The 10,089-nt window shown below is 71.1% G+C and carries 9 protein-coding genes and 1 pseudogene; 5 read left to right on the forward strand and 5 right to left on the reverse strand.

The annotated features are described in order from the left end of the window. The 3 genes and pseudogenes from DSY14_RS24690 to DSY14_RS24700 all read right to left on the reverse strand — a co-directional run. Positions 1-497, reverse strand: a pseudogene (locus tag DSY14_RS24690) (hypothetical protein); the annotation flags it as partial. Between the two features lie 61 nt (positions 498-558). After that, positions 559-1,953 carry an MFS transporter gene (locus DSY14_RS24695; RefSeq protein WP_211719016.1) on the reverse strand — a complete coding sequence of 465 codons (1,395 nt, stop codon included), beginning with the start codon at positions 1,951-1,953 and terminating at the stop codon, positions 559-561. Positions 1,954-1,957: 4 nt separating this feature from the next. Next, on the reverse strand, positions 1,958-2,773 hold the full coding sequence (locus DSY14_RS24700; protein ID WP_211719017.1) for a glycerophosphodiester phosphodiesterase: 816 nt from the start codon (positions 2,771-2,773) through the stop codon (positions 1,958-1,960). A 260-nt stretch (positions 2,774-3,033) separates the two neighbouring features. Here DSY14_RS24700 and DSY14_RS24705 point away from each other — a divergent pair, with 260 nt between their 5' ends. The 3 genes from DSY14_RS24705 (at position 3,034) to DSY14_RS24715 (ending at position 6,972) form a co-directional block, all read left to right on the forward strand. Continuing rightward, positions 3,034-3,387 carry an Rv3235 family protein gene (locus tag DSY14_RS24705; protein WP_249188411.1) on the forward strand — a complete coding sequence of 118 codons (354 nt, stop codon included), beginning with the start codon at positions 3,034-3,036 and terminating at the stop codon, positions 3,385-3,387. Between the two features lie 181 nt (positions 3,388-3,568). After that, the gene (locus DSY14_RS24710; protein WP_211719019.1) at positions 3,569-5,467 is read left to right on the forward strand and encodes a S9 family peptidase; all 1,899 of its coding nucleotides are present in this window, start codon (positions 3,569-3,571) and stop codon (positions 5,465-5,467) included. 503 nt (positions 5,468-5,970) lie between these two features. After that, positions 5,971-6,972 carry a C40 family peptidase gene (locus DSY14_RS24715; protein WP_211719020.1) on the forward strand — a complete coding sequence of 334 codons (1,002 nt, stop codon included), beginning with the start codon at positions 5,971-5,973 and terminating at the stop codon, positions 6,970-6,972. 142 nt (positions 6,973-7,114) lie between these two features. Here the strand turns inward: DSY14_RS24715 and DSY14_RS24720 are convergent, their stop codons facing one another. Further along, positions 7,115-7,717, reverse strand: coding sequence for a TetR/AcrR family transcriptional regulator (locus DSY14_RS24720; protein WP_211719021.1), 603 nt, complete (start codon positions 7,715-7,717; stop codon positions 7,115-7,117). A 23-nt stretch (positions 7,718-7,740) separates the two neighbouring features. Further along, on the reverse strand, positions 7,741-8,130 hold the full coding sequence (locus DSY14_RS24725) for a hypothetical protein (RefSeq protein ID WP_211719022.1): 390 nt from the start codon (positions 8,128-8,130) through the stop codon (positions 7,741-7,743). A 118-nt stretch (positions 8,131-8,248) separates the two neighbouring features. On the opposite strand from DSY14_RS24725, the gene DSY14_RS24730 reads away from it, so the two are divergent. Together DSY14_RS24730 and DSY14_RS24735 are read left to right on the forward strand one after the other, a co-directional pair. After that, positions 8,249-8,416: a hypothetical protein gene (locus DSY14_RS24730; protein WP_211719023.1), complete on the forward strand. Its 168-nt coding sequence runs from the start codon at positions 8,249-8,251 to the stop codon at positions 8,414-8,416. A gap of 163 nt (positions 8,417-8,579) precedes the next feature. Next, the coding region (locus DSY14_RS24735) for a glycosyltransferase family 2 protein (protein ID WP_211719024.1) at positions 8,580-10,089 on the forward strand (1,510 nt) is incomplete at its 3' end.

Raw genomic sequence — 10,089 nt, forward strand, 5'->3', positions numbered from 1 at the left:
CCCCCCGATCCCGTGCCGCCCGCCGCATCGGAGGTGTCGGGCTCGTCCAGGGCCGCGAGCAGGAGGTCGGCCTCCGCGGCGGACAGGGCGAGTGCCGGAACCCGCCAGGTCCCGAAACCGGTGGCGCGGGTCCGTGTGCCCTCGTCACCGGGGGGCGGACCGGTCGTGTCCGCCGGACCACCGGCGAGAGGAGCGGGCGTTCCCGCATCCCCGGGCCCCACCGTGGATCCGGGGCCGCCGGGGGGTTCGGTGTGCGAGCGCAGGGGGACCCCGTCCGCCTCCGGCAGGGTCAGGGTGAGCTCGACCGGATCCGCGGACACGGCCTCGACCCCGATCTCGGCCACCGAAGCACGCAGACCGGACACGTCCTCGGCGAACGGGTGCGCACCGGCGTCGCGTCCGGCCACCGTCGCACCCTCGGCCCACACCATCAAGGTGTCCCTGGACCACACACCGTGCAGAACCCGCACCCGCACCCCCTCGCGTTCACGTGCCACGTCGCCGGCCCCCAGTATGACCGGGGCCGACGACGTTCCGTGACCGGGCGGGGAGACCCGCTCAGAGCCTGGCCGGCACCGTGTTGCCGACGGCCAGGATGCCCTCGCGCATGCGGACCCGCCACAGCAGGACCCCGCCGAGCACGAAGAAGGCGAGCAACGACAGGATCGCCACCCGGTAGCCGCCGGTCATGCTCACCGCGATGGTCACCACCAGGGAGCCCAGGAACGTGGACCCCTTGTCGGAGATCTGGAAGAGGCTGAAGTACTCCGCCTCTCGCCCCTGAGGGATGAGCTGGGAGAACATCGACCGTGCCAGGGACTGGGTGCAGCCCAGCACCAGACCGATGCCCACGCCGAGCGCGATGAACAGGGGCACGTTGCCCGCGGGCAACGCGTAGCCCGCACCCACCAGCAGGCACCAGATCACCAGGCTGCCCAGGACGGTCTTCTTCGGGCCGATCCGGTCGGCGATCCCCGCGGTGACGAACGCCCCGGCGAAGGCCACGAACTGGATGATGAGGATCGTGGTGATGAGCACGTCCTGACTGAGGCCGAGATCCTGCGTGGCGAACGGCGCGGCGTACCGGATCGCGGCCTGCACACCGTCGTTGAAGAAGATGAAGGCCACGAGGAACAGCATCGTGTTCGGATATCTGCGCATGTCACGCAGGGTCCGGCCGAACTGGCGCAGCGACGCGCCGACCTTGGGCCGACCTTCGCCGCGCGCGGCCAGCGCGCCGTAACGGTTGCGCAGTGGCCTGATCGCCACGATGGTGAACCCGGCCCACCAGATGCCGACCGAGACGAAGGCGATACGCGCCGCCAGACCGACGTCGTCGGCGGTCAGCACCAGGACCAGGTGCACCACGAGCAGGAGCGCCCCGCCCAGATACCCCACACCCCAGCCGAAGGCGGACACCCGGTCGCGTTCGTCGGGTGTGGAGATCTCCGGCAGGAAGGCGTTGTAGACGACGATGGACAACCCGAAGAACAGGTTGGCGCCGAGGAACAGCACCGAGGCGAGCAGGTAGCCGTCGGTGGCGAAGTACAGGCCCGTGGTGCAGACCGACCCGGCCATGGCCAGCCACAGGAGCCAGCTCTTCTTGTACCGGGTCTGGTCGGCCATGGCGCCCACCAGCGGCAGCAGGAGGATCTGCAGCAGGATCGCCACGGTGGTCAGCGCCGGGTAGAGCGCGTTGGGGTGGATGCCGAGGACGTCCAGGCCCAGGGGGGTGAGGGTGAGCGAGGAGTCCCGGCAGGCCTCGGCGTCGGCGGCACCGGCGGAGGCGCAGGCCAGGTCGCTCAGGTAGGGGCCGATGAGCACGGTGACCACCGAGGTGATGAACACCGAGTTGGCCCAGTCGTACATGTACCAGCCGCGCTGTTCGCGCCTGCGCTGCACGGGGTCGGGTGAGGGGCCCTGCCCCTCGACCCGGTCGGGAGCGGTGGACATGGGGCTATCCGTTCTTCGAGGTGGGTCGTGCGTCCCGGTCCCAGCGGCCACGGCGGATGAGCAGGTCGCGCAGGGCGCGGGTGTTGTCGGTGACGATCCCGTCCACACCGGCGTCGAGCAGGCGTTCCATCACCTCGGGTGCGTTGATGGTCCACACGTGCACCTGCATACCGAGCCGGTGCGCGGTGTGGATCACGTCCCGACTCAGCAACGGGAAACCGCCGTGACTCAGGGGGATCTGCGCGCACACCGGAGTGCGGCCGGCGAAGGGGCGCAGGAACATCGACAGGGAGGCCAGACGGAGGCGGGCCACGTCCAGCGGACCGCAGGAGGTGGCCACGCGCGGACCGTACAGGCGTCGGGCCCGGTCCAGACGGTTCTGGTCGAAGGAACCGACGCACACCCGGTCCCAGGCGTCGGTGCGGCGCAGTGCCTCCCTCAGGGGAAGGACGGCGCCGTCCGACTTCAGGTCGATGTTGAACCGCGCCTCGGGCCAGGCACCGAGCAGGTCCTCCAGTAGGGGGACGGGCTCCTTGCCGGCCACGCGGGCACGGGCGACCTCTCTGTGCGGCAGGGAGGCGATGGCACCGGTGCTGTCGGTGGCCCGGTCCAGCGTGTGGTCGTGGAAGGCCATGAGCACGCCGTCGGCGGTGGCGTGCACGTCCGTCTCCAGGTACGTGTAACCGAGGTCGACGGCGTGCTGGAAGGCGACGGCCGTGTTCTCCAACTCGGTGCGGCGCACGCCCTGGTCGTCGGTGAGCCACCCGCCGCGGTGAGCGAGGGCCACGGGTACGGGGGAGGAAAGGTACGCGTGTGTCACAGGAGCCAGTATGCCGGTTGCCCTGCCGGGGGCGCCCGTCACGATCGCGCCGTGTTCGGATCAGAAAACCTGGAATGCCGGGTGGCACGGGGGTGGGTCGGGCCGCTCCTTGAAGGGGTGTAGGGATGTCGTCTCCCGAAAGAGGGGAACTGTTCATGAAGCACGCCTTCGAACCCCGCCGTTGCCACCGGTCCGTCTGCGACGCCGGGCGTGCGCGCCCGATCCCTGTCCGTACCCCGGGCCGGACGCCCCTGAGGCGGATGTCGCGGGGCCGCTGCGGTGCGCTGCTGCTCGATGGACACCGCACCCCCGAGGACGTCCGGCGACTGGCCCAGCAGATGGCCGAGGTGTTGGTGGGTCGGCGGGCCCCCGAGGTGCTGCGCGCCCACCTGACCGTGCCCGTGCGCGAGGAGCTGCGCCGACTGCGGGGCAGCATGGTCTGCGCGATGGCCCCGCGCCTGACACGCGTCTTCCACCAGAACCTGGGCCCGGACGGGATGGAGGCCAGCGCCGTGATCGACTGCGGCAGCCGGGCCCGGGTGTTCGCCTTCCGGCTGCGGCGCGAGGAGCACCGGTGGGTCTGTACACGCCTGGAGACCGACCGCCGCCGCTGACCCGGTCCGGTGCGCGCACGGAAACCGCGCGCGATGCCGGACCAGCATGGCTTTTCCGGTACGCGCGCGGATAGGGTCCCCAGGGAACGTCCCCCTGACCGGGGGCCGACCCTGCCGATGCGATCCCCGTACCCCAAGGGAAGGAGACGGCGGGCGGCACCCCCGCGCCCGCCACTCGTGTATGAAACCCGCTGACATCGCCCACCTGCACAGCATCAGCGCACCGACTCTGGCGCCCGACGGTTCGCGAGCCGTCTTTGCGCTGGTCCGCCCGGAACTCGAGGAGGACGCCTACCTCGGTTCGCTGTGGAGTGTGGCCACCGACGGCGCCGAGGAGCCACGGCGGCTCACCCACGGCGATCGTGACCGCGCGCCGACGTACTCCCCGGACGGCCGCTGGATCGCCTTCCTGCGCCCGGACGACGACAAGAGAGCGCAGATCCACGTCCTGCCCGCCGACGGCGGCGAGGGATGGAAGATCACCGACCACCCGCTCGGCGCGGGGGCGTTCTCGTGGAGCCCCGACTCCACCCGGCTGGCCTACACGGCCCGCGTCCCCGAGGAGGGTCGCTACGTCGACCGCACCCCGGACAAGGAGCCGCCACGGCGGATCACCACCTTCAAGTACCGGGTCGACGACCTCGGCTTCCACTCCGACCGGCCGCAGCACATCTTCGTCAGCGCCCTGATCGGGACCGCCGGTGAGGTGGGCGCACCGGTCCGGGTGACCGGTGTCGACGCCGACCACGGAGTCCCGGTCTGGACGCCCGACGGCACCGAACTGGTCTTCGCCGCCGCCCTGCACGACGGGCGCGACCGCGACCTCTATCAGGACCTGTGGGCCTGTGTCCCCGAGGACGGGGCCGAGCCCCGCAGGGTCACCCGGGGCGACCTCGGGGCACGGGCGGCGCGCCTGTCCGAGGACGGTTCCACCGTGTTCTTCATCGCCGACGAGTTGGGTCCGCGAGGGCAGGACTTCGTGGGGCGGGGCAGCGGCCTGTGGTCGGTGCCCTTGGACGGTTCCGAGGCGCCCCGGCGACTCACCGGGACCGAGGACCCGCGCATGATCGGTCCGAACACGCTGGTCACCGAACGGGGCGTGTTGGTGGCGGGGGAGAACCGCGGCGCCGTCGAGTTGTACCGGGTCACCCCCGAAGGGGAGCGCACCACGCTGATGGGCGGGCGCGTCATGGTGCAGGGGTACGACCACGCGGGCGGGGTCACCGTCGCGGTGAGCGCCGGCGAACACGACAGCGGTGAGTTGTACCTGGTCGACGAGACCGGGCACCGCGCGCTGACCTCGTTCTTCACCGGTGGGGAACCCTGGCCGGTCACGGAGCTGACCGCGCACGCCACCGACGGGCATCCGGTGCACGGCTGGGTGTCCATGCCCCGGGGCGAGGGGCCCCACCCGGTGATCCTCATGATCCACGGTGGCCCCTACGCTCAGTACGGCTGGCAGCTGTTCGACGAGACGCAGGTGTACACCGAGGCCGGCTACGCGGTGGTCTACTGCAACCCGCGGGGCTCCTCCGGGTACGGCCAGGAGCACGGCCGCGCCGTCATCGGCGCGGTGGGCCCGGTCTCCGCCGCCGATCTGCTGGCCTTCCTGGACGCGGCGCTGGAGGACGACCGTCTGGACGGGTCCCGGGTCGGGGTGCACGGTGGTTCGCACGGTGGGTTCATGACCACCTGGATGGCGGCGCACCACGGTGAGCGGTTCCGGGCGGCGATCAGCGAGCGCGCCGTCAACGCCATCGACAGTTTCCAGGGTGCCTCCGACATCGGGTCGTACTTTCCCACGCCCCTGTACGGTCCCGCTGAGCAGTGGGCGGAGCAGAGCCCGCTCACGTACGCCGACCGGATCGACGCGCCGTTCCTGATCATCCACTCCGAGCAGGACTGGCGCTGCCCCCTGGAGCAGGCCCAGCGCCTGTTCGTCTCGCTTCGACTGCGCGGACACGAGGTCGAGATGCTGCTCTTCCCGGGGGAGGGGCACGAGATGTCGCGTTCGGGCCTGCCCAGCCACCGGGTGGCGCGTTTCGCGGCGGTCCTCGACTGGTGGCAGCGCCACCTGTAGGTCGGGACCGCGCCGCCGAGAGGGGTCGAACACGCACGCGTGTTCGACCCCTTCCCGTGTGGGATGTGAGTCGCATCACGGTCAACTCCGGGCTTGGTCCGGTTTTGACGTCCACCGCACGGGAAGAAAAGGCCCTCATACGCGCCTGCTGCGGCATTCCCGCCTGCCTCGGGTTCCTTCGCAGGTCAGTGGGGTTGCCCAAGGGAAGGTCACGAAAGGGTCGCGTCCGCTCTGGGGATGAATTAGTGTTCCCTCAGGCCGGTTCGTCCCGATTCGTCGCCACCAGGGCGACCATGTTCCGGCCTGCCGTTGCACTCTGCTCAGCTCGCTCAACAGCCGCCCTTTTCCCAGGAGCAGAGGCCGTCACGACGCCCGGCGACCCCTCGCGGTCCGTCTTCGCCGCTCGTCGGATCCCCCTCACGCGCATCCCACGCCGACCTCCGGCGTGCCTTCGGGATGCCCGCGTGTCGGTAAACGGGTGTGGGAGAAAGGCAGTCGGTGCTTTGACTCGCAACCCCGATTCCACCCGCCGCTTCTCGACGGTCGGCTGCGTCGCCCTCGGCGCCGTCGTGCTGTCCAGCGGCGTGGCCCTGGCCGAGCCGACCGAGTCGGAGGCCCGGGAACGCTACGAGGAGCTGCAGGAGGAGCTGTCGGTCCTCAACGAGGCCTACAACACGGCCCAAGAGGACCACGCCACGGCCGAGGCCCGGTTGGACGAGCTACAGGAACAGCTCGACGAGGCCCAGGACGCGCTCGACGAGCGCTCCGGCCGTATCTCCACCATCGCGCAGAGCGCCTACACCGGAGCCTCGCAGAGCAGCTTCGACATCTTCTTCGGCGGCGACGCCGACTCCGCGCTGCAGAACATCGCCGACCTCGACTTCATCTCCAGCGGCCAGCAGGAGATGCTGTCCGACTACGTGTCCGACGTCGACCACGCCGAGGAGCTGTACAACGCGGCCCAGTCCACCGAGGAGGCCGCGGCCGAGTCCCTCACCGCGGCCGACGATGCCATGACGCAGGGCGAGAGCGCCCTGGACGAACAGGCCGCGGTGCTGGAGGAACTGGGCGGGGTCGACCCGACCGTCGCCGAGACCTCCACGGCCGACACCGGAGCGAGCGGCGGTACGGCGGCCGTGTCCGGCGACGTCCAGGCCGTGCTGGACTTCGCCCGCGCGCAGATCGGCAAGCCCTATGTCTGGGGCGGAACCGGACCCGACGGCTACGACTGCTCCGGACTGACCCAGGCCGCCTGGGCCCAGGCCGGGGTGAGCCTGCCGCGTACCACCTACGACCAGGTGAACGCGGGCACGTCCGTCTCCCGCGACCAGCTTCAGCCCGGAGACCTGCTGTTCTTCTACAGCGCCTCCGCCCCGAGCCACGTGGGCATCTACTCCGGCAACGGGAAGATGATCCACGGCTCCAACCCCTCCAAACCACTGGAGGAGATCGACCTGGCCTCCTACTGGGACAGCGTGTTCACCGGTGCCGTCCGCCCCGGGTAGAGACTGAAACCCCGGCCACCCCACCGCGTCGCGGCCTCGGCCGCGCCCACCCGTGGTGCCCGGGCGACGCCCACCCCGGGCACGCGCTCCACAGTGAGGGGCGGGCCGGTCGCCTCGCGCGACCGACCCGCCCCTCGTCGTGTCATTCGGTCCGCGGTGCGCCGAGCAGACCTCGGGCGATCAGCTCCTGGTGGGCCCGGCTGCGCTCGGCCACCACCTCGGGGTCGAAGACCGGCGCGGGGAGCCCCGGCGCCATCACCGGTTCGAGGACCAGGGGCCCCAGGATGAGGAACAACACCTGGTACGGGGCCCACCGGCCGGCCGGGCCCTCGACCTCGCCGCCGAGGGCGACGAGCCGGTCCCTGGCGCCCTCCAGGAGGCGGGCGAACAGGCGCGCGCTGATCTCGCCGCCCTCCAGGAGCGAGCGCCTCAGGTACTCGCGTCGGACCTGATCGGACCCGAAGAGATGCGCACTGGCCGCGCCGAGCTCGGCGAGAGTCCCGGCCTCCTGCACCCCCATGCCGTCGAGGGCGGTGTCGAAGGTGTCCAGGACGTCCTCGTCCACCGCGGCCCGCAGCCCCTCCTTGGAACCGTAGTGGTGGCGGACCAGGGCGTGGGAGACCCCCGCCTCGGCGGCGATGGCCCGGAGCGAGGTCCCGGCGAAACCCTGCCGGGCGAAGAGCCCGAGGGCGGCCAAGCGGATCCGCGCCCGCGCCGTGAGGTCGGCTTCGTTGCCCGTCGTCATGGTCGCTCACCCTATCGGCGCGCTCACCACAGGCGACGCAGCACCGGCGTGCGGCCCATCAGGCGGGCCGGGACCAGGCTCCCCACCACGGCGGCCACCGCCACCAGACCGAACGCCGCGAGCGGGGTCAGGGTCAGGGCGCCGGCCGCGTACTGCAGCGCGACCACCACGGGCACGTGGATCACGTAGACCGTGAACACCGACGCCGCGGCTGCGGCCGTCCACCGCACGGGCCGATCGGTCCACTGCCGGAACAGCACCAGCAGCCCGATCGACAGCAGTTCGAGGTGGTCGAGATGGTGCAGACGCCCGGTGGAGTCCGCGGGGCGCGGGTCGGGCGGCAGCCATCCTCCGGTGCGGTCGGCGGGACCGTCTTGTCCATTTGGATTGCCAGCTGTCCATATGGACGGCAACGTAGGGTGATGACCCTGTGTGCACAACCCCGTTCGTGGTGACTCAGGGGTGATCCCGGGGCATCACCTAGGTGGACGGGGGTGTTCCCGGGTCGGAGGGCCGCGTATTCTTCCCCGCATGGGACGACTTCTTCTCAAGATCGCCGCGGGTGTCGCGGCCGTCATCGCCGTGTTCTGGGTGCTCTCGGTGCTGGTGGGACTCCTGGTGTGGCTGGTGATGATCGGCCTGGTCGTGGGTGTGGTCTTCCTTGGAATCAAGATGCTGCGGACCGAGTCCCGCGGCTGAGGTCCGGCGGAATCCTTCGCGGTCGACGGAGGAAACGGTGAGAATCTGACACAGTGGGTGAGCGTGATGCTCACGCTGTGTGCGGATACACCGCTATAGTGACTCTGTGTCACTGAATAAGCACGTAGGGTCTCATGTCGACGGGGTATCGCACCGCGGCCGGGTGGAACGGGTCGCCGCTCGTGTCTTTCGCAACGACTGGAGCGCGCTGACACCCCCCACCGCCGGGCGCTGGACACCGGAACTCGGTGTCAGCGTCGTCATTCCCGCCCGCGGTGACCAGGGCCGTCTCGACCTCGCCCTGGCCTCGCTGTCGGTCCAGACCTACCCCGACCACCTCCTCGAGGTGGTGGTCGTCGACGACCACTCCTCTCCACCGCTGCGCCTGCCCGACCAGCGGCCCCGCAGGTGCCGGATCGTCTCCGCACCCGACCACGGATGGGGTGCCGGGTTCGCCCGTGCCTACGGGGCGCACGCCAGCACCGGAGACATCCTCGTGTGGATGGACGCCGACATGGTCGCCTGCCGCGAGTTCATCGAGGCCCAGGCGCGGTGGCTCCACGTGCACGCCGAATGCGTCAGCCTCGGCCGGGTCCGGTTCAGCGACACCGAGCCCGAGAACGTCGGCGCGCTGCTGACCGCTCTGCGCTCCGGCGGACCGGAGCGTATCCTCACCGATGACCGCCGCCACGCATGGGTCGAGCACCTCCTCGACCACAGCGACCTCCTGCGCGAGGCCGACCACCTCGGCTTCCACGCCCACGTCGGTGCCGCCTCGGCGGTCCGCCGCAGTCTCTACGAGGCCGCCGGCGGCGTCGACCCCGATCTGGACCTCGGGCAGGACACCGAGTTCGGCTACCGCCTGTGGCAGGCCGGAGCCGTCATGGTCCCCGAACCCGCCGCCACCGCCTGGCACGTCGGTCCCGCCGTGACCGCCCGCACCCGCCTGCCCTCCGAACGCTTTCGCACCGAGGTCCTCGCCGAGCTCATGCCGCACCCCCACGCCTACCGCGAACGGGTGCCCTCCGAACGCCGCCGGATCCCGCTCGTGCACGCGGTGGTCGACGTGTCCGGAGCCCCCTACGACCTGGTGCGCGGTTGTGTGGACCGGCTCCTCGCCGGCACCGAGACCGACCTCGCGGTCACCCTGGTCGCCGACTGGGAGGGGGTGCGGGGTTCCGCCCTCGAACACGAGGGTCTGGATCTGCGCCTGGTCCAGGCCAACTACCTGCGTGAACCCCGTATCTCCTTCGCCTCCGCGGCTCCGCGCACCGGCTTCCCCTCGCCGTTCCTGTTGCAATTGCCGGTGGCCTGGGGGCTGGGCGAGCTCGCCCTGTCACGGTTACTGGCAGCCGCCGAACGCTCGCGGTCCGGGCTCACCGAACTCTTCCAGGCCTCCTCGCCCACCCGGGACGCGGGGGTGCGGCTGTGGCGCACCCGGGCCCTGGCCCGCGCCATGCGGGTACGCCGGGACGACGAGGACCTCACCGACGTGGTCGCCCAACTGCACGGTCGCTACCGGATCCACGGCGGCGAGGGCACGCTCATCGACCTGACCCTGCACCGTTCTGTGCCGCCCCTGCCCAGGGTCGCTTCGGGGACCGTGGCCGACGGGGTTCCCTCCGGTGTGGCCGCGGCCGCGGACGAGGAACGAGTCGCGGCGGGGGCGGGGG

This window comes from Nocardiopsis sp. MG754419 (assembly GCF_018207095.1).
Taxonomy (GTDB): Bacteria; Actinomycetota; Actinomycetes; order Streptosporangiales; family Streptosporangiaceae; genus Nocardiopsis.

What these genes read in the sequence shown, in the direction of transcription:
- DSY14_RS24710 (WP_211719019.1), top strand. Translation starts at nt 3,569, where the DNA reads ATGAAACCCGCTGACATCGCCCACCTGCACAGCATCAGCGCACCGACT.
- DSY14_RS24730 (WP_211719023.1), top strand. Translation starts at nt 8,249, where the DNA reads ATGGGACGACTTCTTCTCAAGATCGCCGCGGGTGTCGCGGCCGTCATC.
- DSY14_RS24720 (WP_211719021.1), bottom strand. Translation starts at nt 7,717, where the DNA reads ATGACGACGGGCAACGAAGCCGACCTCACGGCGCGGGCGCGGATCCGC.
- DSY14_RS24705 (WP_249188411.1), top strand. Translation starts at nt 3,034, where the DNA reads ATGTCGCGGGGCCGCTGCGGTGCGCTGCTGCTCGATGGACACCGCACC.
- DSY14_RS24695 (WP_211719016.1), bottom strand. Translation starts at nt 1,953, where the DNA reads ATGTCCACCGCTCCCGACCGGGTCGAGGGGCAGGGCCCCTCACCCGAC.